21 protein-coding genes are annotated in these 26,205 nt (G+C 70.4%); 16 read left to right on the forward strand and 5 right to left on the reverse strand.

Annotated elements, in window-relative coordinates:
- Window positions 1-52: 52 nt before the first annotated feature.
- From OG406_RS29810 to pgi, 13 genes are all read left to right on the forward strand, one after another.
- Window positions 53-523 carry a hypothetical protein gene (locus OG406_RS29810; protein WP_326843435.1) on the forward strand — a complete coding sequence of 157 codons (471 nt, stop codon included), beginning with the start codon at window positions 53-55 and terminating at the stop codon, window positions 521-523.
- Between the two features lie 113 nt (window positions 524-636).
- On the forward strand, window positions 637-2,772 hold the full coding sequence (uvrC, locus tag OG406_RS29815) for an excinuclease ABC subunit UvrC (protein ID WP_329188725.1): 2,136 nt from the start codon (window positions 637-639) through the stop codon (window positions 2,770-2,772).
- On the forward strand, window positions 2,769-3,788 hold the full coding sequence (gene rapZ, locus OG406_RS29820) for an RNase adapter RapZ (protein WP_266612731.1): 1,020 nt from the start codon (window positions 2,769-2,771) through the stop codon (window positions 3,786-3,788). The genes uvrC and rapZ overlap by 4 nt, the downstream gene beginning before the upstream one ends.
- Window positions 3,785-4,855 (forward strand): gluconeogenesis factor YvcK family protein, encoded by a 1,071-nt coding sequence (locus tag OG406_RS29825; protein WP_081223787.1) that lies wholly within the window; start codon window positions 3,785-3,787, stop codon window positions 4,853-4,855. The genes rapZ and OG406_RS29825 overlap by 4 nt, the downstream gene beginning before the upstream one ends.
- Entirely contained in the window at window positions 4,846-5,835 is a 990-nt protein-coding gene (gene whiA / locus OG406_RS29830; RefSeq protein WP_081223786.1) for a DNA-binding protein WhiA, read from the forward strand. Before OG406_RS29825 ends, whiA begins: the two co-directional genes overlap by 10 nt.
- Before the next feature lie 150 nt (window positions 5,836-5,985).
- A complete protein-coding gene (locus OG406_RS29835) occupies window positions 5,986-8,943 on the forward strand; it encodes a M14 family metallopeptidase (protein WP_329188729.1) in 2,958 nt (985 codons plus the stop codon).
- Between the two features lie 193 nt (window positions 8,944-9,136).
- A complete protein-coding gene (gene gap, locus OG406_RS29840; protein ID WP_164375492.1) occupies window positions 9,137-10,147 on the forward strand; it encodes a type I glyceraldehyde-3-phosphate dehydrogenase in 1,011 nt (336 codons plus the stop codon).
- A gap of 126 nt (window positions 10,148-10,273) precedes the next feature.
- Window positions 10,274-11,485, forward strand: a complete 1,212-nt coding sequence (locus OG406_RS29845; protein WP_329188731.1) for a phosphoglycerate kinase — start codon at window positions 10,274-10,276, stop codon at window positions 11,483-11,485.
- Between the two features lie 5 nt (window positions 11,486-11,490).
- The gene (gene tpiA, locus OG406_RS29850) at window positions 11,491-12,267 is read left to right on the forward strand and encodes a triose-phosphate isomerase (RefSeq protein ID WP_164375494.1); all 777 of its coding nucleotides are present in this window, start codon (window positions 11,491-11,493) and stop codon (window positions 12,265-12,267) included.
- A 98-nt stretch (window positions 12,268-12,365) separates the two neighbouring features.
- Complete coding sequence (secG, locus tag OG406_RS29855) at window positions 12,366-12,602, forward strand: preprotein translocase subunit SecG (RefSeq protein WP_107482916.1); 237 nt, start codon at window positions 12,366-12,368, stop codon at window positions 12,600-12,602.
- A gap of 235 nt (window positions 12,603-12,837) precedes the next feature.
- Window positions 12,838-13,173: an RNA polymerase-binding protein RbpA gene (locus OG406_RS29860; RefSeq protein ID WP_003957010.1), complete on the forward strand. Its 336-nt coding sequence runs from the start codon at window positions 12,838-12,840 to the stop codon at window positions 13,171-13,173.
- 248 nt (window positions 13,174-13,421) lie between these two features.
- On the forward strand, window positions 13,422-14,615 hold the full coding sequence (locus OG406_RS29865; RefSeq protein ID WP_329188734.1) for an MFS transporter: 1,194 nt from the start codon (window positions 13,422-13,424) through the stop codon (window positions 14,613-14,615).
- 72 nt (window positions 14,616-14,687) lie between these two features.
- A complete protein-coding gene (gene pgi / locus OG406_RS29870; protein ID WP_329188736.1) occupies window positions 14,688-16,340 on the forward strand; it encodes a glucose-6-phosphate isomerase in 1,653 nt (550 codons plus the stop codon).
- Window positions 16,341-16,531: 191 nt separating this feature from the next.
- Here pgi and pgl read toward each other — a convergent pair whose 3' ends face one another.
- Genes pgl through tkt form a run of 5 tightly spaced genes read right to left on the reverse strand, consistent with a single transcriptional unit; the run spans window position 16,532 to window position 23,203 of the window.
- Window positions 16,532-17,314 (reverse strand): 6-phosphogluconolactonase, encoded by a 783-nt coding sequence (gene pgl, locus OG406_RS29875; protein WP_329188738.1) that lies wholly within the window; start codon window positions 17,312-17,314, stop codon window positions 16,532-16,534.
- Window positions 17,311-18,435: a glucose-6-phosphate dehydrogenase assembly protein OpcA gene (opcA, locus tag OG406_RS29880; RefSeq protein ID WP_164370434.1), complete on the reverse strand. Its 1,125-nt coding sequence runs from the start codon at window positions 18,433-18,435 to the stop codon at window positions 17,311-17,313. The genes pgl and opcA overlap by 4 nt, the downstream gene beginning before the upstream one ends.
- Entirely contained in the window at window positions 18,432-19,955 is a 1,524-nt protein-coding gene (zwf, locus tag OG406_RS29885) for a glucose-6-phosphate dehydrogenase (RefSeq protein WP_329188740.1), read from the reverse strand. Before zwf ends, opcA begins: the two co-directional genes overlap by 4 nt.
- 4 nt (window positions 19,956-19,959) lie before the next feature.
- Window positions 19,960-21,078 (reverse strand): transaldolase, encoded by a 1,119-nt coding sequence (tal, locus tag OG406_RS29890; RefSeq protein WP_266612712.1) that lies wholly within the window; start codon window positions 21,076-21,078, stop codon window positions 19,960-19,962.
- 34 nt (window positions 21,079-21,112) lie between these two features.
- On the reverse strand, window positions 21,113-23,203 hold the full coding sequence (gene tkt / locus OG406_RS29895; protein ID WP_266849244.1) for a transketolase: 2,091 nt from the start codon (window positions 23,201-23,203) through the stop codon (window positions 21,113-21,115).
- A gap of 355 nt (window positions 23,204-23,558) precedes the next feature.
- Here tkt and OG406_RS29900 point away from each other — a divergent pair, with 355 nt between their 5' ends.
- The 3 genes from OG406_RS29900 to OG406_RS29910 all read left to right on the forward strand — a co-directional run bounded on the left by OG406_RS29900 (window position 23,559) and on the right by OG406_RS29910 (window position 26,194).
- Complete coding sequence (locus tag OG406_RS29900; RefSeq protein WP_081223774.1) at window positions 23,559-24,512, forward strand: heme o synthase; 954 nt, start codon at window positions 23,559-23,561, stop codon at window positions 24,510-24,512.
- Between the two features lie 91 nt (window positions 24,513-24,603).
- Window positions 24,604-24,960 (forward strand): hypothetical protein, encoded by a 357-nt coding sequence (locus OG406_RS29905; protein WP_164370430.1) that lies wholly within the window; start codon window positions 24,604-24,606, stop codon window positions 24,958-24,960.
- A gap of 127 nt (window positions 24,961-25,087) precedes the next feature.
- Window positions 25,088-26,194: an amidohydrolase family protein gene (locus OG406_RS29910; RefSeq protein WP_164370429.1), complete on the forward strand. Its 1,107-nt coding sequence runs from the start codon at window positions 25,088-25,090 to the stop codon at window positions 26,192-26,194.
- Window positions 26,195-26,205: the final 11 nt, after the last annotated feature.

Below are 26,205 nucleotides of genomic sequence, written 5' to 3' on the forward strand. Positions count from 1 at the left end.
CGTTCACACGCGGGTTGCGCCGTTCACGCCCCAAGTTCCCCCGCATTGAAGCGTGTTGACCAAGTCCCGACAACACCTGATGCTCAACATGGCCGACCTCGGCCCCCGTAGGCGCTCCTTCCCCCTCGACCCCAGCGGGAGCAACGCGATGCGCTCCGTACGACGACTCGCCGTTCTCGCCGCGCTACTGGCCGCTGTCGGTGGCGCCCCGCTGGCCCACGCGGAGGGGCGCGCGGACGTCCGTCACGCCGCACCGGCCTCCGCGGATCGCGGGAACGGGAACTCGGGGTCCGTCAGGACGGCCGACGGGACAGCCGACGGGACCGGCCTCGGAGGGCACGTGGCCGGCGATGGACCGGGGCGGGACGGACGGGCGGGGGAGGAGAGCCCGCGAGGGCGCAGGAACGCGCGGAGCGAGCGGACCGACCCCTTCGTCGTGGTGGCGTCGGCGGCGGCCGGAGCGGGGGCGCTCGTCGCGCTCTTCCTGAGCGTCTCGCGCGCCCTGCGCCGCCGTCGCGGCTGACGGGCCCGCGGCCACCCCGGGAGGGTCCGCGGCGCCCGGGAACGCCACCCCTGTACGGTGCCGTCGGCCGGGAGCCCGCCGCGCTGTCGGCGCACGCCAGTAGGGTGTGTGACATGGCCGACCCCTCCAGCTACCGCCCCAAGCCGGGACAGATCCCGGACACTCCCGGGGTGTACAAATTCCGCGACGAGCACCGCCGGGTGATCTACGTCGGAAAGGCGAAAAGCCTGCGCCAGCGCCTCGCGAGCTACTTCCAGGACCTGGCGAACCTGCACCCGCGCACCCGCACCATGGTCACCACCGCCGCGTCCGTGGAGTGGACGGTCGTGTCCACGGAGGTCGAGGCCCTCCAGCTGGAGTACTCCTGGATCAAGGAGTACGACCCCCGGTTCAACGTCAAGTACCGCGACGACAAGAGCTATCCCTACCTCGCGGTGACGATGAACGAGGAGTTCCCGCGCGTGCAGGTGATGCGCGGCCACAAGAAGAAGGGCGTGCGGTACTTCGGCCCCTACGGGCACGCCTGGGCCATCCGCGACACGGTGGACCTGCTGCTGCGCGTCTTCCCGGTCCGCACCTGCTCCGCCGGCGTCTTCAAGAACGCCGCCCGCACCGGCCGCCCCTGCCTCCTCGGCTACATCGGCAAGTGCTCCGCCCCCTGTGTCGGACGGGTCTCGCCCGAGGAACACCGCGAGCTGGCCGAGGAGTTCTGCGACTTCATGGCCGGCCGCACCGGGACGTACATCCGCCGGCAGGAACAGCAGATGGCGGAAGCCGCCGAGGAGATGGAGTACGAGCGCGCGGCCAGGCTGCGCGACGACATCGAGGCCCTGAAGAAGGCCATGGAGAAGAGCGCTGTGGTGCTCGCCGACGCGACCGACGCGGACCTCATCGCCGTCGCCGAGGACGAGCTGGAAGCCGCCGTGCAGATCTTCCACGTACGCGGCGGACGCGTGCGCGGCCAGCGCGGCTGGGTCACGGACAAGGTCGAGGCGGTCACCACCGGTGACCTCGTCGAACACGCGACCCAGCAGCTCTACGGCGAGGAGACCGGCGACTCCGTCCCCAAGGAGGTGCTCGTCCCGGCCCTGCCCGATCCGGTGGAACCCGTGCAGGAGTGGCTCACCGCGCGCCGCGGTTCGAACGTGTCGCTCCGCATCCCGCAGCGCGGCGACAAGAAGGCCCTCATGGAGACCGTGCAGCGCAACGCGCTCCAGGCCCTCGCCCTGCACAAGACCAAGCGCGCCTCCGACCTCACCACCCGCTCGCGGGCCCTGGAGGAGATCGCCGAGGCGCTCGACCTGGACAGCGCGCCCCTGCGGATCGAGTGCTACGACATCTCGCACCTCCAGGGCGACGACGTCGTGGCGTCCATGGTCGTCTTCGAGGACGGCCTCCAGCGCAAGAGCGAGTACCGGCGCTTCCAGATCAAGGGTTTCGCCGGTCAGGACGACGTCCGGTCGATGCACGAGGTGATCACCCGCCGCTTCCGGCGCTACCTGGTCGAGAAGGAGAAGACGGGGGAGTGGACGGACGGCGCGGACACCTCCGACGAGTCCCCGTCCTCCGTCGCCGCCGGCCCCGAGCCCGGCACGGACGCCGACGGGACCCCCGGGGGCGAGGTTCCCGAGATCACCTTCACCGAGGACGACGGCCGCCCCAAGCGCTTCGCCTACCCGCCGCAGCTCGTCGTCGTCGACGGCGGCCGGCCCCAGGTCGCCGCCGCCAAGAGGGCCCTCGACGAACTCGGCATCGACGACATCGCCGTCTGCGGGCTCGCCAAGCGCCTGGAGGAGGTGTGGCTGCCGGACGACGACGATCCCGTGGTCCTGCCGCGCAGCAGCGAGGGCCTGTACCTCCTCCAGCGCGTCCGGGACGAGGCCCACCGCTTCGCGATCACCTACCAGCGCGCCAAGCGGGCCAAGCGCTTCAGGTCCGGCCCCCTGGACGACGTGCCCGGCCTCGGTGAATCACGCAAACAGGCACTGATCAAACACTTCGGCTCGGTGAAGAAGCTGCGTTCCGCGACGATCGACCAGATCTGCGAGGTTCCCGGCATAGGCCGAAAGACGGCGGAGACCATCGCCGTGGCCCTCGCCCAGGCGGCTCCCGCCGCACCCGCCGTGAACACGGCGACTGGAGAGATCATGGAAGACGACGAAGACGCGGCGCCCGCGACGACGGCGGGCCCCGTGGAGGAGCCCGTGACCGCGGGAGCCTCGGACGAACGACGGGGGCAGGAGACATGAGCGAGAACGACGCGCACGAAGCGGAACGCCCGGCGCAGACCCAGGAGGGCCACGGCGCGCCGGCCGAGGACCGAACAGAGCACGAAGCACCACAGGAAGACGGAGCACACGTGGGTACGGGCACCGAGACGGCCACGACCGCGGTCCCGGACGGGGTCATCCCCGAACTGGTGATCATTTCCGGCATGTCCGGGGCCGGCCGGTCCACCGCGGCCAAGTGTCTGGAGGACCTCGGCTGGTTCGTCGTCGACAACCTGCCGCCCGCGCTGATCCCCACCATGGTGGAGCTGGGCGCCCGCTCCCAGGGGAACGTCGCGCGGATCGCCGTCGTCGTCGACGTACGCGGCCGCCGCTTCTTCGACAACCTGCGCGAATCCCTCGCCGACCTGGAGGCGAAGCACGTCACCCGGCGGATCGTCTTCCTCGAGTCCTCCGACGAGGCCCTGGTCCGCCGCTTCGAGTCGGTGCGCCGGCCGCACCCCCTCCAGGGCGACGGCCGCATCGTGGACGGCATCGCCGCCGAGCGCGAACTGCTGCGCGAGCTGCGCGGCGACGCCGACCTGGTCATCGACACCTCCAGCCTGAACGTGCACGAGCTGCGCGCCAAGATGGACGCCCAGTTCGCGGGCGACGAGGAGCCCGAGCTGCGGGCCACCGTCATGTCCTTCGGCTTCAAGTACGGGCTGCCGGTCGACGCCGACCTGGTCGTGGACATGCGCTTCCTTCCCAACCCGCACTGGGTCCCGGAACTGCGCCCCTTCACCGGCCTGAACGAAGAGGTCTCGGCGTACGTCTTCAACCAGCCCGGCGCCAAGGAGTTCCTCGACCGCTACACCGAGCTGCTCCAGCTCATCGCCGCCGGATACCGGCGCGAGGGCAAGCGTTACGTGACCATCGCCGTGGGCTGCACCGGCGGCAAGCACCGCTCCGTGGCCACCTCGGAGAAGCTCGCCGCCCGCCTCGCCTCCCAGGGCGTGGAGACCGTGATCGTGCATCGGGACATGGGGCGCGAGTGACCGAACGTGCCGTCTCCCGGCTGTACCGGCTGCGCCGGGAGACCCCCGGTGAGCGCGCCGGCCGTCCGGTCGTGGCGCGCGGCGCCAAGCCGCGCCGCCGTGGCGCCCAGCCCAAGGTCGTCGCCCTCGGCGGCGGCATGGGTCTGTCCGCCTCGCTCGCCGCGCTGCGCAGGATCACCGGCGACCTCACCGCCGTCGTCACCGTGGCCGACGACGGCGGCTCCAGCGGGCGCCTGCGCGACGAACTGGGTGTCCTGCCCCCCGGCGACCTGCGCAAGGCCCTGGCGGCCCTGTGCGGCGACGACGACTGGGGCCAGACCTGGGCCCGCGTCATCCAGCACCGCTTCCAGTCCAAGGGCGACCTGCACGAACACGCGGTCGGCAATCTGCTGATCGTGGCCCTGTGGGAGCAGCTCGGCGACCACGTTCAGGCACTCGACCTGGTCGGCAGGCTGCTGGGCGCCCACGGCAGGGTGCTGCCCATGTCGGCCGTGCCCCTGGAGCTGCAGGCCCTGGTCAGAGGGCACGACCCGGACCGGCCCGAGGACGTCGACACCGTCCGGGGCCAGGCGACCGTGGCGCTCACCCCGGGTGAGGTCCAGTCCGTACAGGTCGTGCCGCACGACCCGCCCGCCGTGCCGGAGGCCGTCGCCGCCGTCCTCGACGCCGACTGGGTGGTCCTCGGTCCCGGCTCCTGGTTCTCCTCGGTGATCCCGCATCTGCTGGTGCCCGAACTCCTCGACGCCCTCATCCAGACGAAGGCGCGCCGGGTGCTCTCCCTGAACCTCGCTCCGCAGCCCGGAGAAACCGAAGGCTTCTCCCCGCAGCGTCATTTGGAGGTTTTGGGACGACACGCCCCTAAACTCGCCCTGGACGTGGTGTTGGCCGACGAGGCCGCCGTGCCCGACCGCGACTCTCTCGCCGACGCCGCCAAGCGGCTCGGCGCCGCGGTCGAGCTGGCGCCGGTGGCCCGGACCGACGGATCTCCGCGGCACGACCCGGAGCTGTTGGCCGCCGCGTACGACCGTATTTTTCGGATGCATGGAAGGATCGGCCCATGGCGATGACGGCAGCGGTGAAGGATGAGATTTCCCGGCTTCCCGTCACCCGGACCTGCTGCAGAAAGGCGGAGGTCTCCGCCATTCTGCGGTTCGCCGGCGGCCTTCACCTGGTGAGCGGCCGGATCGTGATCGAGGCGGAGCTGGACACCGCCATGGCGGCGCGCCGCCTGAAGCGGGACATTCTCGAGATCTTCGGCCACAGCTCCGAACTGATCGTGATGGCGCCCGGCGGACTGCGCCGCGGCTCGCGCTATGTCGTGCGGGTCGTCGCGGGCGGTGACCAGCTGGCCCGCCAGACCGGGCTCGTGGACGGCCGCGGCCGTCCCATCCGCGGCCTGCCGCCGCAGGTGGTCTCGGGGGCCACCTGCGACGCCGAGGCGGCCTGGCGCGGGGCGTTCCTGGCGCACGGCTCCCTCACGGAGCCCGGCCGTTCCTCCTCCCTGGAGGTGACCTGCCCGGGCCCGGAGGCCGCGCTCGCGCTGGTCGGTGCCGCCCGCCGGCTGTCCATCGCGGCGAAGGCCCGCGAGGTGCGCGGCGTGGACCGCGTCGTCGTCCGTGACGGTGACGCGATCGGCGCCCTGCTGACCCGCCTCGGCGCGCACGAGTCGGTGCTGGCCTGGGAGGAGCGCCGGATGCGCCGCGAGGTGCGTGCCACGGCGAACCGACTGGCCAACTTCGACGACGCCAACCTGCGCCGGTCGGCGCGCGCCGCCGTCGCCGCCGGGGCCCGCGTGCAGCGCGCCCTGGAAATCCTCGCCGACGAGGTGCCGGAGCACCTCGCCGCCGCCGGACGGCTGCGCATGGAGCACAAGCAGGCCTCCCTGGAGGAGCTGGGCGCTCTCGCCGACCCGCCGCTGACCAAGGACGCCGTGGCGGGCCGGATCCGCCGTCTGCTGGCCATGGCCGACAAGCGGGCGCAGGACCTCGGCATCCCCGGGACCGAGTCGAACCTCTCCGACGAGATGGCCGACAACCTCGCGGTCTGACCTGACGGAAGCTCAACACGCCGGTGCCGACGCCCGCTTGGGACGTCGGCGCCGGCGTTTGACCAGTCTTGAGGCGCTCTTGACTTGACCATGAACTGTCATGAGCCTGGCTCTGTTCGCTGCTGTGGCGGACCAGTGCAAGGGGGGCTCATGAGACGAAGAGCGAGCGCGATCCTCGCTACCGGCGCGCTCCTGCTGGGCGGTGCGGCCGTGGCGCCGATCGCCCAGGCGCAGAACGGGAGTTCGCCCGGGCCCGACACGAACGCCGTCAAGGTGTTCCGCGCAGAGGTCACGAAGCAGCAGGTACCCCTGCTGCTCGCGGCCGGTCAGGACGGACACGAACTCGGCGACGCCACCTGGAAGAACGGGAAGAGCACGGTCGAGGTCTACGTCACCGACCGGCAGGCCCGGAAACTGGAGAAACAGGGCGTCGACCTCACCGAACACACGCTCTCCGCCAAGGCCGAGAACCGCGTCGCCGACGCCGCCCAGGGGGTGTTCCGCCCGTACAGCGGGAAGGGCAACCTCCAGGAGGAGATCATCAGAACGGGTGAGGCCAACCCCGGTCTCACCAAGGTCGTCTCCATCGGCAAGACCCTCGGCGGCCAGGACATCCTCGCGCTCAAACTGACCAAGGGCGCGAAGAAGACCAAGGACGGCGCCAAGCCGTCGGTGCTGTACATGTCCAACCAGCACGCGCGCGAGTGGATCACCCCCGAGATGACCCGGCGGCTGATGCACTACTACCTCGACAACTACGCGACCGACCGGCGCGTCAGGAAGATCGTCGACTCGACCGAACTGTGGTTCGTGCTGTCCGCCAACCCCGACGGCTACGACTACACGTTCCAGGACGAGGACACCCGCCAGTGGCGCAAGAACCTGCGGGACGTCAACGGCGACGGCGTCATCTCCACCGGTGACGGCGTCGACCTCAACCGCAACTTCGCCTACAAGTGGGGCTACGACGACGAGGGGTCGTCCCCGAACGCCACCAGCGAGACCTACCGCGGCGCGAGCCCCGCTTCCGAGCCCGAGACCAAGGCCCTCGACGCCTTCGAGAAGCGCGTCGGCTTCACGTACGGCATCAACTACCACTCGGCCGCCGAACTGCTCCTCTACGGAGTCGGCTGGCAGGTGGCGACGCCGACCCCGGACGACGTGCTCTACAAGGCGCTCGCCGGAACCCCCGAGAACTCGGCGATCCCCGGCTACCACCCGCAGGTCTCCTCGGAGCTGTACACCACCAACGGCGAGGCGGACGGACACGCCGGCAACGTCAACGGCACGGCGATGTTCACCCCCGAGATGTCGACCTGCCAGACCGCCTCGGACCTCGACCCGGACGACGCCTGGAACGCGGCCGACTGCGCCTCCGTCTTCACCTTCCCGGACGACGAGAAGCTGATCAAGCAGGAGTTCGAGAAGAACGTCCCGTTCGCGCTCTCCGTCGCCGAGACCGCGGCCCACCCCGACCGGCCGTCCTCCTCGGTGGGCCTCGACGCCCCCGACTTCACCCCCGCCGCCTTCACCACGTCGTACTCCCGCGGCGCCGACCAGGAGGTCTCCGCCGTCGTCCGCAGGTCGGTGCGCGACAAGGAACTGAAGTACCGCGTCGACGGCGGCCGCACCCGGGACATGGCGCTCCGGCCCTGGAAGGGCGGCGAGACGTACGGCGGCGCCGACAACCTCTACTTCGACGAGTACCGCGCCAAGGTCAAGGACGGCGACCCGGGCGACAAGGTCGAGGTCTGGTTCACCGGCGAGACCAGGAGCGGGAAACCCACCTCCAGCCCGCACTTCACCTACACCGTCGCCGAACGGCCCCGCGCCGACGTCCTCGTCGTCGCCGAGGAGGGCGCCACCGCCACCCAGGCCCAGACGTACGTCGACGCGCTGAAGGCCAACGGGAAGAAGGCCCTCGTCTGGGACGTCGCCACCCAGGGCGCGCCCGACGCGCTCGGCGTCCTCGGCCACTTCGACACCGTCGTCCACTACACCGGCGCCCCGCGCCCCGGCAACGCCACCCAGCTCCAGCTGCGCGCCTTCCTCAACGAGGGCGGCAAGCTGGTCGAGGCGGGCGAACAGGCCGGCGGCAACGTCGACCTCGGCGGCGGCAACCTCTCGAACGACTTCAGCCAGTACTACCTGGGCGCCTACTCCCGTACGTCCACCCCGGGCGCCACCGGTTTCACCGGCTCCGGCCGCCTCGCCGGTGCCGCCGGAACGCTCGGCGACGCGCCCGGCAACCCGCTGAACACGGCGGGAACCTACGGCGTCACCTCGGACTCGCTGTCCGCCGCGCAGTACCCGCAGTTCGCCACCAGCGCGGGAGCGGGCCAGTTCGCCGGGACCGTCAACCCGTACGGGCCCTACGCGGGCTCCTTCATGGCCGCCGCCGTCCACACCGACGACGCCTACAAGCGCCTCACCCGCACCATCGACCTCACCGGTGTCTCCGCCGCCGACCGGCCGGCGCTGCGCTCCCAGCTCCTGTGGGACACGGAGCCCGGCTACGACCACGCGATCGTCGAGGTCCACACGACGGGCGCCGACGACTGGACCACGCTCCCCGAGGCGGGCGGCGCCACCTCGGCCACCGTGCCCACCGAGTGCGAGGCCGGCTTCCTCGCACGGGAACACCCGTGGATCCGGCACTACCTCACCGTGGAGGCGTCCGGCTGCTCCGCCACCGGCACCAGCGGCGCCTGGAACAGCTTCACCGGCGCCTCCAGCGGCTGGCAGCAGGTCTCCTTCGACCTGAGCGCGTACGCGGGCCGGTCGATCGAGGTGTCGTTCAGCTACATCAGCGACCCGAGCGCGGGCGGCCACGGCCTCCTGGTCGACGACGCGTCCCTCGTCGTCGGCGGCACCGCCACCGCGACGGAGGGCTTCGAGTCCTCCTTCGGCCCCTGGGCCGTCGCCGGACCGCCCCCGGGCAGCCCGGCCGTCCTCCGGGACTGGACCCGCACGGGAGAGCTGTTCAAGACGTACGGAGCGGTCACCACCCGCGACACCGTGCTCCTCGGCTTCGGCCTGGAACACGTCACCGCGGCGGCCGACCGCGCGGCCCTGATCGGAAAGGCCCTCTCCGCACTGCGGCGCTGACACTGCGTGACGAACGCGTGAACAGCGCGGGTGGTCCGTACCCCTACTGGCGGGTACGGACCGCCCTGCCGTGTATGGCCCTACTCGATGTCACTCCGTGGGCCTCAGGGAGGTAGGGTCGTAGGCGGTCGGGGACATCCCATACAACTCGCCGACATCTGAGTCGGCGCGTACCTAACGAGGAGATCGGTTCGTGACGATCCGCGTAGGCATCAACGGCTTTGGCCGCATCGGTCGTAACTACTTCCGCGCGCTGCTGGAGCAGGGTGCTGACATCGAGATCGTGGCTGTCAACGACCTGGGTGACACCGCGACCACCGCTCACCTGCTCAAGTACGACACCATCCTGGGCCGCCTCAAGGCCGAGGTGTCGCACACCGCCGACACGATCACCGTGGACGGCCACACCATCAAGGTCCTGTCCGAGCGCAACCCCTCGGACATCCCGTGGGGCGACCTCGGTGTCGACATCGTCATCGAGTCGACGGGCATCTTCACGAAGAAGGCCGACGCCGAGAAGCACATCGCCGGCGGCGCCAAGAAGGTCCTCATCTCGGCTCCGGCCAAGGACGAGGACATCACCATCGTGATGGGCGTCAACCAGGACAAGTACGACGCGTCGAAGCACAACATCATCTCCAACGCCTCCTGCACCACCAACTGTGTGGCGCCGATGGCCAAGGTTCTCGACGAGAACTTCGGCATCGTCAAGGGCCTGATGACGACGGTCCACGCGTACACGAACGACCAGCGCATCCTGGACTTCCCGCACTCGGACCTGCGCCGCGCCCGCGCCGCCGCCGAGAACATCATCCCGACCACGACCGGTGCCGCGAAGGCCACCGCTCTGGTCCTCCCGCAGCTCAAGGGCAAGCTGGACGGCATCGCGATGCGCGTCCCGGTCCCCACGGGCTCGGCCACCGACCTCGTCGTGACCCTCCAGCGCGAGGTCACCAAGGACGAGGTCAACGCCGCGTTCAAGAAGGCCTCCGAGGACGGCGACCTCAAGGGCTACCTGGCGTACACCGAGGACCCGATCGTCTCCTCGGACATCGTCGGCGACCCGGCCTCCTGCACCTTCGACTCCTCCCTGACCATGGTCCAGGAGGGCAACTCGGTGAAGATCCTCGGCTGGTACGACAACGAGTGGGGCTACTCCAACCGCCTCGTCGACCTCACGGTCTTCGTCGGCGGCCAGCTCTAAGTCCCGGAGCAGGCACCTCGATGTGAGACAGGGCCCGGGCAGCGCAGAGCCGCGCTGTCCGGGCCCTGTGCCACGTACTGATCGATCCGCCCTCCGGATCCGAAGAGCCTTCCTAGGAGACCTTTCATGAAGACGATCGACGAACTTCTCGCCGAGGGCGTGGACGGAAAGCGGGTCTTCGTCCGCGCCGACCTCAACGTGCCGCTGGCCGACGGACTCATCACCGACGACGGCCGCATCCGCGCCGTGCTGCCCACCGTCAAGGCGCTCGCCGACGCGGGCGCCAAGGTGATCGTGGCCTCCCACCTGGGCCGCCCCAAGGGCGCCCCGGACCCGGCCTTCTCCCTCCTGCAGCCCGCCGAACGCCTCGGTGAACTCCTGGGCGCCCCCGTGGCGTTCGCGCAGGACACGGTCGGCCCCGCCGCCCACGACGCCGTGAACGGCCTGGAGCCCGGCCAGGTCGCGGTCATCGAGAACCTCCGCTTCAACCCCGGCGAGACGTCCAAGGACGACACCGAGCGCGGCGAGTTCGCCGACCGGCTCGCGGCCCTGGCCGACGTCTACGTGGGTGACGGCTTCGGTGCCGTGCACCGCAAGCACGCCTCCGTGTACGACCTCCCGGCCCGCCTGCCGCACTACGCCGGCCACCTCATCGCCACCGAGGTCGGCGTGCTGAAGAAGCTCACCGAGGACGTCGCGCGGCCGTACGTCGTCGCGCTCGGCGGCTCCAAGGTCTCCGACAAGCTCGCCGTCATCGACCAGCTCCTCGGCAAGGCCGACCGCATCCTGATCGGCGGCGGCATGGCCTTCACCTTCCTCAAGGCCAAGGGCTACGAGGTCGGCAGCTCCCTGCTGCAGGAGGACCAGATCCCGGCCGTCACCGAGTACATGGAGCGCGCCGAGAAGACGGGCGTCGAGCTGGTGCTCCCGGTCGACGTCGTCGTCGCCCCCGGATTCCCGGACCTCAAGGCCAAGGCGTCCACCGAGCACACCGTCGTCGACGCGGACAAGATGCCCGCCGGACAGCTCGGCCTGGACATCGGCCCGAAGACCGGCGCCCTCTACGCAGCCAAGCTCGCCGACGCCGAGACCGTGTTCTGGAACGGTCCCATGGGCGTCTTCGAGCACCCCGACTACGCCGAGGGCACCAAGGCGGTCGCCCAGGCCCTCGTCGACTCCAAGGGCTTCACCGTCGTCGGCGGCGGAGACTCCGCCGCCGCTGTGCGCACCCTCGGTTTCGACGAAAACGCATTCGGCCACATCTCGACCGGTGGCGGCGCCTCCCTCGAATACCTCGAGGGCAAGACGCTCCCCGGCCTCGCCGCACTGGAGGACTGACCTACATGAGCACGCGCACGCCGCTGATGGCGGGCAACTGGAAGATGAACCTCAACCACCTCGAGGCCATCGCGCACGTCCAGAAGCTCGCCTTCGCCCTGGCGGACAAGGACTACGAGGCCTGCGAGGTCGCCGTCCTGCCGCCCTTCACCGACCTGCGCTCCGTGCAGACCCTGGTCGACGGCGACAAGCTCAAGATCAAGTACGGCGCCCAGGACATCTCGGCGCACGACTCCGGTGCCTACACCGGCGAGATCTCCGGCGCGATGCTGGCCAAGCTCAAGTGCACCTACGTGGCCATCGGCCACTCCGAGCGCCGCCAGTACCACGCCGAGACCGACGAGATCGTCAACGCCAAGGTCAAGGCCGCCTACAAGCACGGCCTGACCCCGATCCTGTGCGTCGGCGAGGAGCTGGACGTCCGCGAGGCGGGCAACCACGTCGCCCACACGCTGTCGCAGGTCGAGGGCGGTCTCAAGGACCTCCCGGCCGAGCAGGCCGAGTCCGTCGTGATCGCGTACGAGCCCGTCTGGGCCATCGGCACCGGCAAGGTCTGCGGCGCCGACGACGCCCAGGAGGTCTGCGCCGCGATCCGCGCCAAGCTGGCCGAGCTGTACTCGCAGGAGCTGGCCGACAAGGTCCGCATCCAGTACGGCGGCTCGGTGAAGTCCGGGAACGTCGCCGAGATCATGGCGAAGCCCGACATCGACGGCGCTCTGGTCGGTGGCGCGTCGCTCGACGCCGACGAGTTCGTCAAGATCGCCCGGTTCCGCGACCAGTAAGTATGCGGTAGCGGCGATTCGTCGTACCCTTGCGGGGGTCTGGTGCCCCGGCACCGGGCCCCCGTCGTCCATCCAGTTCCGAGGAAGTTGGTCCAGCCGTGGTTTTGGGGTTCTCGATCGCCCTGATCGTCTTCAGCCTGCTGCTGATGCTGCTCGTGCTGATGCACAAGGGAAAGGGCGGCGGCCTCTCCGACATGTTCGGTGGCGGCATGCAGTCGTCCGTCGGTGGTTCCTCGGTCGCCGAGCGCAACCTCGACCGCATCACCGTGGTGCTCGGCGTGCTCTGGTTCGCGTGCATCGTCGTGCTCGGCGTCCTCATGAAGATCAACAACTGATCGCCCGCCGACAACGGTACGCAGCACAACTGCACATAACGCAAGCACATTCCGCACGTAAGGCCCCATGTCCGGTACGCGCCCCCAAGCGCCGCCTATCATGGGGCTTGCGTCTAGGGGTGGGGATGTAACGCCAATCACTGGACGCGCGTTGGGCCTTACGTAGACTGAGGCGCTCGCAGCGAAGCGTCACGCCGACTCGTTTCGCGGCACCATCACGCAGGGAGTTACGACCGTGGCAAGTGGCAACGCGATCCGAGGAAGCCGGGTCGGGGCGGGGCCGATGGGCGAGGCCGAGCGCGGCGAGTCCGCGCCGCGGCTGCGCATCTCCTTCTGGTGCTCCAACGGGCACGAGACGCAGCCCAGCTTCGCCAGCGACGCGCAGGTCCCCGACACCTGGGACTGCCCGCGCTGCGGCTTCCCCGCCGGACAGGACCGGGACAATCCGCCGGACCCGCCGCGCACCGAGCCGTACAAGACGCACCTCGCGTACGTACGGGAGCGGCGCAGCGACGCGGACGGCGAGGCGATCCTCGCCGAGGCGCTCGCCAAACTGCGGGGCGAGATCTAGAAGTTCACCACCGGCCGGGCACCCAGGTGCCTGGCCGGAGCCGTTTCCCGACGGCCCGCCGGCCGGGGCCCCGCCCCGTCGCCGGCTCCCGGCATGCCCGAACCCCCTGGTGGGACCCGGTTGTCAGTGCCGCCCTCTACGGTTCGTGAAGTGGCCGGACCTGAGGGGGCGTTGTGACGGCGGCGGAGATGACGGGAGCCGGGGCCCCCGCGTGGCGCGGGGGATTCGGGAGGCTGTGGAGCGCGGCCGTGGTGTCGCGTTTCGGGGACGCCCTGCGTACGGCCACGCTGCCGCTCATCGCGGTCGGGCTCAGCGACGATCCGTTCGTCATCGCCTCCGTCACGGCCTGCGGCTATCTGCCGTGGCTGCTGTTCGGACTGCTCGGCGGAGCGCTCGCCGACCGGGTGGACCAGCGTCGTGCCATGTGGGCCGTCGACACCGTCCGCGGAGCGCTGGTCGCCTGTTTCGCCCTCGCCGTCGGACTCGGACACGCCTCGATCGGGCTGCTCGTCACCCTCGCCTTCACTCTGACGACCCTTCAGACCCTTTTCGACAACGCGTCCACCGCTCTGCTGCCCTCCCTGGTGGACCGTGCGGCGCTCGGCAGCGCCAACGCACGACTGATGACCGGGCAGCAGCTCGCCGGCGGTCTGCTCGCGAGCCCCCTGGTGCCAGTGCTGCTGACCGTGGGAGCCGCCCTGCCGTTCGCGGCCGACGCCACCTCCTACCTGCTCGCGGCCGCGCTGGTCGCCTCCCTGCGCGTCCAGGGGCCCGAGCGGGCGCCACGGCCGAGCGGCAGCACCCTGCGCAAGGAGGTGGGCGAGGGGCTGCGCGCCCTGTGGGACGACCGGGTCCTCCGGGCGATCTGCACGGCCACCCTGCTGTGCAACATCGGCATGGGCGCGCTCATCGGCACCCTGGTCCTGCACGTCACACGCTGGCTGCACGCAGGGAACGCGGGATACGCCGCGGCGATGACGGCGTACGCGGCGGGCAGCCTCTGCGGCGGTTTCGTCGCCCAGCGTCTCGCCCGCCGCTTCGGACGGGCCCGCACCCTCCTGCTGGGCGGATCGGTGCAGACGCTCGCGCTCGTGGTCATGGGCACGGTCCGCCGGCTGGACGCCCTCGTCGTGGCCATGCTGCTGCTGGGCCTGATGAACATGGTGTGGAACGTCAACCAGGTCACGCTGATGCAGCAGCGGAGCCCCGCCGCCATGGTGGGGCGCGTCAGCTCGGCGTTCCGCACCGCCTCGACCTCGGGCGCTCCGCTCGGCGCCCTGCTCGGAGGCGCCGCCGCGACGGTCTGCGGACTGAACGGGCCGGCCCTGTTCGCCGCCGCCCTCTTCGCCTTCGCCGTCGTCTCGCTGATACCCGCGGTCCAGCGGGACGTATCTGTTGTTGAGCCGGAGGACGGCGTGACGTCAGCTCATGTCCAGTCCTGATCAATTAGGTTGGAACCGGCAGCGGGGCAAGGCAGGCAAGCGCACACGCAGGAAAGAAGGCGGAAGTCCCAGATGAACGCAGACAGCCGTACCCGGCTCAACCAGACACCCGAGTGGACCGCTCTCGCCAAGCACCGCGAGGATCTCGCGGACACCCACCTGCGGGACCTGTTCGCCGCCGACCCCGGCCGCGCCGAGCGCTACGTCGTCCGGGTCGGCGATCTGCACATCGACTACTCCAAGCACCTGATCACGGACGAGACCCTCGCCCTGCTCCAGGAACTGGCCACCGCGACGGACGTGTTCGGGTTGCGGGACGCGATGTTCCGGGGCGAGAAGATCAACACGACGGAGGACCGGGCGGTGCTGCACACCGCGTTGCGGGCGCCGGCGGACGCGGTGGTGGAGGTCGACGGCGAGAACGTGGTGCCCGGGGTGCACGCGGTGCTCGACAAGATGGCCGCGTTCGCGGGGCGGGTGCGCTCGGGTGAGTGGACCGGTCACACCGGGCGGCCGATCCGCAATGTGGTGAACATCGGTATCGGCGGCTCGGATCTGGGTCCGGCGATGGCCTACGAGGTGCTGCGTCCCTTCACCGACCGCGGGCTGACGGTGCGGTTCGTGTCGAACGTGGACGGTGCGGACCTGCACGAGGCGTTGCAGGGCCTGGACCCGGCGGAGACGCTGTTCGTGATCGCGTCGAAGACGTTCACCACGATCGAGACGATCACGAACGCGACGTCCGCGCGCGAGTGGCTGCTGGAGGGTCTGAAGGCGGGTCAGGAGGCGGTCGCCCGGCACTTCGTGGCGTTGTCGACGAACAGCGGCAAGGTCGCGGACTTCGGGATCGACACGGCGAACATGTTCGAGTTCTGGGACTGGGTCGGGGGCCGGTACTCCTTCGACTCGGCGATCGGCCTGTCCCTGATGATCGCGATCGGTGCGGACCGGTTCCGGGAGATGCTGGACGGTTTCCGTCTGGTCGACGAGCACTTCCGTACGGCTCCGGCGGAGGCCAACGCGCCGTTGCTGATGGGTCTGTTGGGGATCTGGTACGGGAACTTCCACGACGCGCAGTCGCACGCGGTGCTGCCGTACTCGCACTACCTGTCGCGGTTCACGGCGTATCTGCAGCAGCTGGACATGGAGTCCAACGGCAAGTCGGTCGACCGTGAGGGCCGGCCGGTGGAGTGGCAGACGGGTCCGGTGGTGTGGGGGACGCCGGGCACCAACGGGCAGCACGCGTACTACCAGTTGATCCATCAGGGGACGAAGCTGATCCCGGCGGACTTCATCGGGTTCGCGAACCCGGTGGGTGAGCTGAGCGAGATGCTCAAGGCGCAGCACGACCTTTTGATGGCGAACTTCTTCGCCCAGACGCAGGCCCTCGCGTTCGGCAAGACGCCCGACGAGGTCCGCGCCGAAGGGGTCCCGGAGGAGCTGGTCGCGCACAAGACGTTCCGTGGTGACCATCCCACCACCACGATCCTCGCGGCCGAGCTGACGCCGTCCGTGCTGGGCCAGTTGATCGCGTTGTACGAGCACAAGGTGTTCGTCCAGGGCGCGGTCTGGAACATCGACTCCTTCGACCAGTGGGGCGTCGAACTCGGCAAGGTCCTCGCCAAACGCATCGAGCCCGCCCTCACCGACGGCACCGACGTACCGGGGCTGGACGAGTCGACCAAGGCGCTGGTCGCCACGTACCGGGAGCTGCGCGGGCGTTGAGCCCGCGGGCTGCATGAGGAGGACGCGGGCAGCGGGCGGTGGGAGTCCGCCCGCTGCCCGGACGTCCGGCACCGACCCGTACCCGTACCCGTACCCGTACGGCCGGCCGCCCGGCGGGAGCTGACGCCGGAACGCCGAACGCCGGAGAAGCCTGGACGTTCGGCTTCTCCGGCGTTCGGCGTTCGTATCGGTCAGGCGGAGGCCGGCGGGTACAGGGAGCGCGGCAGCTGGGAGGCCGCCGCCGCGTCCAGCAGCCACAGGGTGCGGGAGCGGCCCTGGGCGCCCGCCGCCGGAGCCTGGATCTCACCCGCGCCGGACAGGGCGATGGCGGCCGCCTCCGCCTTGTCCTCGCCCGCCGCGAGCAGCCACACCTCGCGGGCGGAGCGGATCGCGGGCAGGGTCAGCGAGATGCGGGTCGGGGGCGGCTTGGGCGCGCCGTGCACACCGACCACCATTCGCTCCGTCTCCCGCACCGCGGGCAGCTCCGGGAAGAGCGAGGCGACGTGGGTGTCCGGGCCGACACCCAGCATCAGGACGTCGAACTCCGGCACCGTGCCGTGGTTCTCGGGCCCCGCGGCCTTGGCCAGCTCGGCCGCGTACGCCTCCGCCGCCGCCTCGACGTCGTCCCCGTGGGGACCGTCGGACGTGGGCATCGGGTGGACCCGTGCCGCGTCCAGCGGAACCGCGTCGAGGAGGGCCGCGCGGGCCTGCGTGTCATTGCGGTCGGGGTCACCCTCGGGGAGGTAGCGCTCGTCGCCCCACCACAGGTCGAGGCGTCCCCAGTCCACGGCGTCCCGGGCGGGCTGGGAGGCGAGCGCGGCGAGGAGGCCTTTGCCGTTGCGTCCGCCGGTGAGCACGATCGAGGCGTATCCGCGCGAGGCCTGCGCGTCCACGATCTTCGTGATCAGCCGGGCCGCCGCGGCCTGGGCCATCAGTTCCTTGTCGCGGTGGACGACGAGCTGCGGAGTGTTCACTCGGCGGCCGCCTTCTTCGCCGGAGCCTTCTTGGCGGTGGACTTCTTCGCCGCGGAGCCCGACGTCGCCTTCTTGGCCGCGGACGACGAGGCGGTCTTCTTCGCCGCCGGGGCCGCCGTGGACTTCTTGGCGGCCGGAGCCGTCTTCGTGGCCGTCGCCGTCCCGCCCGAGGAGGCCTCCTCGGCGGCCGCGGCCTCCGCGTTCAGCCGGTCCACGCCGTAGCGCAGCGCCGAGGCGTAGGTGTCGTCCGGGTCGAGGCGGCGCAGTTCCTCCGCCATCAGCTCGGCCGTCTCGCGGCGCTTGAGCGCCACCGCACGGTCGGGCTGGCCCTCGATGGAGAGGGTGGCGAGGGAGCCGTCGGCCCGGTCCAGGACGATCGGGCCGCAGCTCGTGTCCATCCGCACCGCGGTGAGACCCGGGCCGGCCGACAGCGAGCGCTTGACGGGGACGTCGAGCCGGTCCGCGAGCCACATCGCCAGCAGCTCGCAGCTCGGGTTGAACTCCTCGCCCTCCACCTCGACCGCGGACACGTCGCACACGACCTGGTCCAGGGCCGCGGCCAGCATCGAACGCCAGGGCGTGATGCGGGTCCACGACAGGTCGGTGTCGCCGGGGGCGTAGGCGTCGGCGCGGGCGTTGAGCTCCCGGACCGGCGACTCCGCGGCGTAGGTGTCGGTCACGCGGCGCTGCGCGAGCGCGCCGAGCGGGTCCTTCGCCGGATCGAGCGGCGCGTTCACCGGCCACCAGGCGACGACGGGAGCGTCCGGCAGCAGCAGCGGCAGCACGACCGACTGGGCGTGGTTGAGGACCTCGCCGTACAGACGCAGCACCACCGTCTCGCCGGTGCCGGCCTCCGCTCCGAGCCGTACCTCGGCGTCGAGGCGCGACTTCGTGCGGTCGCGGGGCGAACGGGAGACGCGCTTGATGACCACGAGGATGCGCGAAGGGTGCTCGCGCGAGGCGTCGTTGGCGGCCCTCAGGGCGTCGTAGGCGTTCTCCTCGTCGGTGACGATGACGAGGGTGAGCACCATGCCGACGGCAGGGGCGCCGATTTCGCGGCGGCCCTGCACCAGCGCCTTGTTGATCTTGCTGGCCGTGGTGTCCGTGAGATCGATCTTCATGGGCGACGCCAGCTCCGTCCGTCTCGCTCGAGCATCTCGTCGGCCTCGACGGGACCCCAGGTGCCCGACGCGTACTGCGCGGGCTTGCCGTGCTTTTCCCAGTACTGCTCGATCGGGTCGAGGATCTTCCAGGACAGCTCGACCTCCTCGGTGCGCGGGAAGAGGTTCGAGTCACCGAGCAGGACGTCGAGGATCAGCCGCTCGTACGCCTCGGGGCTGGACTCGGTGAACGACTCGCCGTAGGCGAAGTCCATCGAGACGTCCCGGATCTCCATCGAGGTGCCGGGCACCTTGGAGCCGAAGCGGACCGTGACGCCCTCGTCGGGCTGGACGCGGAAGACGATCGCGTTCTGGCCCAGCTCCTCGGTCGCCGTGTGGTCGAAGGGGGAGTGCGGGGCGCGCTGGAAGACGACCGCGATCTCGGTGACGCGACGGCCGAGCCGCTTGCCGGTGCGCAGGTAGAAGGGGACGCCCGCCCAGCGGCGGTTGTCCACCTCGACCTTGATCGCGGCGAACGTGTCGGTCTTCGACGTGGGGTCGATGCCGTCTTCCTGGAGGTAGCCGACGACCTTCTCGCCGCCCTGCCAGCCGGCCGCGTACTGACCGCGGACCGTGTCCTTGCCGAGGTCCTTGGGCAGCTTGGCGGCGCCGAGCACCTTGGTCTTCTCCGCGGCGAGCGCGTCCGCGTCGAAGGAGGAGGGCTCCTCCATGGCGGTCAGCGCCATCAGCTGGAGGAGGTGGTTCTGGATGACGTCACGGGCGGCGCCGATGCCGTCGTAGTAACCGGCCCGGCCGCCGATGCCGATGTCCTCGGCCATGGTGATCTGCACGTGGTCGACGAAGGACCGGTTCCAGATCGGCTCGAACATCGTGTTGGCGAAGCGGAGCGCCAGGATGTTCTGGACGGTCTCCTTGCCGAGGTAGTGGTCGATACGGAAGACCTGGTCCGGGGCGAAGACCTGGTGCACGATCGCGTTGAGCTCCTCGGCCGACTTGAGGTCGTGACCGAAGGGCTTCTCGATGACCGCGCGGCGCCAGGAGCCGTTCGCCTGGTCGGCCAGCTTGTGCTTCTTCAGCTGCTTGATGACCACCGGGAACGCGGACGGCGGCACCGACAGGTAGAAGGCGAAATTGCCGCCGGTGCCCTGTGCCTTGTCCAGCTCGTCGATGGTGGAGCGCAGCCGCTCGAAGGCCTCGTCGTCGTCGAAGGTGCCCTGGACGAAGCGCATGCCCTGCACGAGCTGCTGCCAGACCTCCTCACGGAACGGCGTGCGCGCGTGCTCCTTGACCGCGTCGTGGACCTCTTGCGCGAAGTCCTCGTCGGCCCACTCGCGCCGGGCGAAGCCGACGAGGGAGAAGCCCGGCGGCAGCAGACCCCGGTTGGCGAGGTCGTACACCGCGGGCATCAGCTTTTTACGTGACAAATCGCCCGTGACGCCGAAGATGACCAGGCCCGACGGCCCCGCGATACGCGGGAGCCGTCGGTCTGCGGGGTCACGCAGCGGGTTGCTGCTCGACAAGGTTTCAGCCCTCCGAAGGGGCGAGGCGCTTGAGTTCCGCCTCGGTCGACTTGAGCAGGTCGTTCCAGGCCGCCTCGAACTTCTCGACGCCCTCTTCCTCGAGGAGCTGGACCACGTCGTCGTAGGCGATCCCGAGCTTCTCGACGGCGTCGATCTCGGCACGGGACTGGTCGTACGTACCGGCGACGGTGTTTCCGGTGATCCGGCCGTGGTCGTCGGTGGCCTCCAGCGTGGCCTCCGGCATGGTGTTCACGGTGTTGGGCGCGACCAGCTCGTCGACGTACAGGGTGTCCTTGTACGCCGGGTCCTTGACGCCCGTCGAGGCCCACAGCGGACGCTGCTTGTTGGCCTGCGACTTGTCCAGGGCGGCCCAGCGGTCCGAGGAGAAGACCGACTCGTACGCCTCGTAGGCGAGCCGGGCGTTCGCCAGGGCCGCCTTGCCGCGGGCGGCCTTCGCCTCGGGGGTGCCGAGGGCGTCGAGCCGCTTGTCGATCTCGGTGTCCACGCGGGACACGAAGAAGGACGCCACGGAGTGGATCTTCGACAGGTCCAGGCCGCGCTCCTTGGCCTTCTCGAGGCCGGCCAGGTAGGCGTCCATGACCTCGCGGTAGCGCTCCAGCGAGAAGATCAGCGTGACGTTGACGCTGATACCGAGGCCGATGACCTCGGTGATCGCCGGCAGACCCGCCCTGGTGGCCGGGATCTTGATCAGGGTGTTGGGACGGTCCACCAGCCAGGCGAGCTGCTTGGCCTCGGCGACGGTCGCGTGGGTGTCGTGCGCCAGGCGCGGGTCGACCTCGATCGAGACCCGGCCGTCCTGGCCGCCCGTCGCGTCGAAGACGGGCCGCAGGATGTCGGCGGCGTCACGGACGTCCGCCGTCGTGATCATGCGGATGGCCTCCTCGACGGTCACCCTGCGGGCCGCGAGGTCGGACAGCTGCTGGTCGTAGCCGTCGCCCTGGGAGATCGCCTTCTGGAAGATCGACGGGTTGGTGGTGACGCCCACGACGTGCTGCTGGTCGATCAGTTCCGCGAGGTTGCCTGACGTGATCCGCTTGCGGGACAGGTCGTCCAGCCAGATCGCGACGCCCTCCTCGGAGAGGCGCTTGAGTGCGTCTGTCATGGAAATTGCATCTCCTACGTGTCGTATGTCGGCGTCAGCGCTGGGCTGCTGCTGCGATCGATTCACGGGCGGCGTCGGCGACGTGCTCGGCGGTGAAGCCGAACTCGGCGAACAGCGTCTTGGCGTCCGCCGAAGCGCCGAAGTGCTCCAGCGAGACAATCCGTCCGGCGTCCCCGACGAAGCGGTGCCAGGTGAGACCGATACCGGCCTCCACCGAGACACGCGCCTTCACCGACGGCGGCAGGACGCTGTCCCGGTACCCCTGGTCCTGCTCGTCGAACCACTCCACGCAGGGCATGGACACGACCCGCGTGGGGACGCCCGCGGCCTGGAGACGCTCACGCGCCTCGACGGCCACATGCACCTCGGAGCCGGTGCCGATGAGGATGACCTCCGGCGTGCCGCCCTCGGCCTCGAACAGCACGTACCCGCCCTTGGCGGCGTCCTCGTTCGCGTCGTACGTCGGCACGCCCTGACGGGTCAGCGCCAGGCCGTGCGGGGCACCCTTGCCGTACACCTTCGTGTAGCGCTTGAGGATCTCGCGCCAGGCGATCGTGGTCTCGTTCGCGTCCGCGGGACGGACGACGTTCAGGCCCGGGATGGCGCGCAGCGAGGCGAGGTGCTCGACCGGCTGGTGCGTCGGGCCGTCCTCGCCGAGGCCGATCGAGTCGTGCGTCCACACGTACGTCACCGGCAGGTGCATCAGGGCCGACAGGCGGACCGCGTTGCGCATGTAGTCGGAGAACACCAGGAAGGTGCCGCCGTAGACACGCGTGTTGCCGTGCAGCGTGATGCCGTTCATCTCCGCGGCCATGGAGTGCTCGCGGATGCCGAAGTGGATCGTGCGGCCGTACGGGTCGGCCTCCGGGAGCGGGTTGTCCGCCGGGAGGAACGAGCTGGTCTTGTCGATCGTGGTGTTGTTCGAGCCGGCCAGGTCGGCGGAGCCGCCCCACAGCTCGGGGATGACCGGGCCGAGGGCCTGCAGCACCTTGCCGGACGCGGCGCGGGTGGCGACGCTCTTGCCCGTCTCGAACGTGGGGAGGTGCTCCTCCCAGCCGGCGGGCAGCTCGGTCGCGGCGATGCGGTCGTACTCGGCGGCGCGCTCCGGGCTGGCGGTGCGCCAGGCGGCGAAGCCCTTCTCCCACTCGGCACGGGCCTCACGGCCGCGGTCGAGCGCCTGGCGCGTGTGCGCGAGGACCTCGTCGGCGACGTCGAAGGACTTGTCCGGGTCGAAGCCGAGGACGCGCTTGGTGGCGGCGACCTCGTCGTCGCCGAGCGCCGAGCCGTGCGCGGCCTCGGTGTTCTGCGCGTTCGGCGCGGGCCAGGCGATGATCGAGCGCATCGCGATGAACGACGGCCGGTCCGTCACCTTCTTCGCGGCCTCGACGGCGTCGAAGAGAGCGTTCGGGTCGAGGTCGCCGTCCGGCTTCGGGGCGACCCGCTGGACGTGCCAGCCGTACGCCTCGTAGCGCTTGACGGTGTCCTCGGAGACAGCGGTCTCCGTGTCGCCCTCGATCGAGATGTGGTTGTCGTCCCACAGCAGGATCAGGTTGCCGAGCTGCTGGTGCCCGGCCATCGAGGACGCCTCCGCGGAGATGCCCTCCTGGAGGCAGCCGTCACCGGCGATGGCGTAGATGAAGTGGTCGAACGGGGACTCGCCCTGCGCGGTCTCCGGGTCGAACAGGCCGCGCTCGTAGCGGGCGGCCATCGCCATGCCCACGGCGTTGGCGACACCCTGGCCGAGGGGACCGGTCGTGGTCTCCACCCCGGGGGTGTGCCCGTACTCCGGGTGGCCCGGCGTCCTGCTGCCCCACGTCCGGAAGGCCTCGAGGTCCGCCAGCTCCAGGCCGAACCCGGCGAGGTAGAGCTGGGTGTAGAGGGTCAGGGACGAGTGGCCCGCGGACAGCACGAAGCGGTCACGCCCCACCCAGTCGGGGTCCGCCGGGTCATGCCGCATCACCTTCTGGAAGAGGGTGTACGCGACGGGCGCGAGGCTCATGGCCGTACCGGGATGGCCGTTTCCGACCTTCTGTACGGCATCGGCGGCCAGGACGCGGGCGGTGTCGACAGCCCGCTGGTCCAATGCGGTCCACTCGAGGTCTGTGGTGGTCGGCTTGGTGCTCACCCTGGGTCAGGGCTCCTCTCCACATGTCACACATGTCGAATTGCCGGTGCACTGGGCGCCCCGGCCGTTGTCGAGCCTACCCCCGTAAGTACGTGCGTTTTTTCGAGTCATTCCAGACTGCCGGGACTCTTCGGGATCCGCCTCCCGACCGGTCCGTTCCCTGTTCGACACGTGAATACGGAGCCGCTCGTCCGAGTGCTCAATCGAGTGGCGACCGGCTCTTCCAGCGGCACCTCCCAACACGAGCGCACCCCCGCGAATGCCGGGGTCTGGGCAACGTCTACAGTGGCGTGGTACGCGCGAGCCTTTACGGGGAGTTCACACCCCGGGGCTTGCTGGGATGTCTCTGTCAGGGGTGTGCGTGACGGCCGTCGAATCCCGTCCAGCCGGTGTGCTCGGGACGAGCAGCAGCCGGGGTCAGCGGCCATTCGGGGCCCGTGTCAAAGCGTTCGTGGCGCTGACGAAGCCGCGGATCATCGAACTGCTGCTGATCACCACCGTTCCAGTGATGTTCTTGGCCCAGCAGGGCGTACCCGACCTGAAGCTGGTGCTCCTCACCTGCCTCGGCGGCTACCTCTCCGCGGGCGGCGCCAACGCGCTCAACATGTACATCGACCGCGACATCGACGCCCTCATGGAGCGGACCTCGCAGCGGCCACTGGTCACCGGGATGGTCAGCCCCCGCGAGTGCCTCGCCTTCGGCCTTTCGCTGGCCGTCGTCTCGACGCTGCTGTTCGGACTCACCGTCAACTGGCTGTCCGCCTGGCTGTCGCTCGGAGCGCTCCTCTTCTACGTCGTCGTCTACACGATGATCCTCAAGCGCCGTACGTCGCAGAACATCGTCTGGGGCGGCATCGCCGGCTGCCTGCCCGTGCTCATCGGCTGGTCGTCGGTCACCGACTCCCTGTCCTGGGCGCCGGTCATCCTCTTCCTCGTCATGTTCTTCTGGACGCCGCCGCACTACTGGCCGCTGTCGATGAAGGTGAAGGACGACTACGCGCGCGTGGGCGTTCCGATGCTGCCGGTGGTCGCCAGCAACAAGGTCGTCGCCCGCCAGATCGTCATCTACAGCTGGGTGATGGTCGCCGTCTCCCTGCTGCTCACCCCGCTCGGCTACACCGGCTGGTTCTACACCGTCGTCGCGCTCGGCGCGGGCGGGTTCTGGCTGTGGGAGGCGCACGGCCTGCAGAACCGGGCCAAGTCCGAGGTCACGGGCGGCAAGCTCAAGGAGATGCGGCTCTTCCACTGGTCGATCACCTACGTGTCGATCCTCTTCGTCGCCGTCGCCGTGGACCCCTTCCTGCGGTAGGCACCTTCTCCGCCCGACGGGCGGGGTGCGTGGTCAAGGCCACGCACCCCGCCCGTCGCCGTTTGATCTACCCGTCGGTAGCATCCTGCCCATGGCAGACACCGAGCAGATCGACGAGACCCCCGGCACCGCCCAGGACCCCAAGGCCGAGCGCGTGGCCGCCCGGCTCGGACGCGAGATCGACGCCTTCGCCAAGGCGCACGGCGGGGCCGAGGCGCAGATCGCGTACCTCGGCGAGCGCGGCGCCCGCATCGTGCTCGTCGGCGAGGACGGCGGCTGGGGCGACCTCGTGGCGCCGAGCGTCGCCGTCGCGGAGGACGCCGTGAAGAAGGCCGGCGTCACCGTGCACGAGGCGTTCGACGGAGAGTTCGCGGCCAAGGTGAAGACGGGCCCGTACGAGTGGAAGCGCATGGCCGGCATCCAGCTCGGCGGACCCTCCAACGGCTGACCCGTCACCCGTCGCACGGACGGCCGACAACCGTCGGCTGTTCGCACGGGGTGTGCGCGACCAACACCTGACACCCGCTTCACCCGTTAGGACCTGAAAAGGAACGGTCCAGTCGCGGGGAGTCCGGATGATCGAAACGCCGTCCCTGGTGGACCAGTACTGCCACGGCGTACTGCGGACGGAGCTGGGCCTCGGCACGTTCGAGGCCCACCTCGCCAGAACCGAGGGGCCCCCGGCCCCCGGCACCACCTTCTTCGACACCCAGACCGGCTTCGCCGTGCGCCGCTGGTGCCCGCCCCTGCTCGGTCTGGAGCCGCACTGCACGCCGGCCCGCTATCTGGCCCGGCGTCGCGAACTCGGTGTTCTCGAATCGGGCCGCAGGCTGCTGCGCGGCAGCGGCATCACCACGTACCTCGTCGACACCGGGCTGCCCGGAGACCTGACCGGGCCGGGCGAGATGGCCTCCACCGGAGCGGCCGGGGCGCACGAGATCGTCCGCCTGGAACTGCTCGCCGAACAGGTCGCCGACACCTCCGGAACCGTCGAGTCCTTTCTCGCCAACCTCGCCGAGTCCGTCCACGGAGCCGCCGCCAACGCCGTGGCCTTCACCTCGGTCGCCGGGGTGCGGCACGGCCTGGCGCTGGCGCCCGAACCACCGGGACCCGGCGAGGTCCGCGGGGCGGCGGGCCGCTGGCTGGCGGGCCGCCGGGTGGGCGGCCCGCTCTCCGACCCCGTCCTGCTGCGCCATCTGCTGTGGATCGCGGTCGCCTCGGGCCTGCCGCTGCAACTGCACGCCGGACTGGGCGAGCCCGGCCTGCGCATCGACCGCACCGACCCCGTCCTGCTCGCCGACTTCGCCCGCGCCACCGCGGGACTCGGCACCGACCTGGTCCTGCTGCACGGCTACCCGTACCACCGGCACGCGGCGCACCTCGCCGGGGTCTTCCCGCACGTGTACGCCGATCTGGGCGCCGCCCTGGTCCGCACCGGAGCGAGGGCGGCGGCGGTCCTCGCCGAGATCCTGGAGCTCGCCCCCTTCGGCAAACTGCTCTTCTCCAGCGGCGCCCACGGCCTGCCCGAACTCCACGTCATCGGGGCCCGCCTCTTCCGTGAGGCGCTCGCCCGGGTCCTCGGCACCTGGGTCGCGGAGGGTGCCTGGTCGCTGGCCGACGCCCAGCGCGTCGCGGGCCTGATCGCCGCGGGGAACGCCCGGCGGGTGTACGCCGTGGAGTGATGCCGGGGCCC

It is taken from the genome of Streptomyces sp. NBC_01428, assembly GCF_036231965.1.
GTDB lineage: Bacteria > Actinomycetota > Actinomycetes > Streptomycetales > Streptomycetaceae > Streptomyces.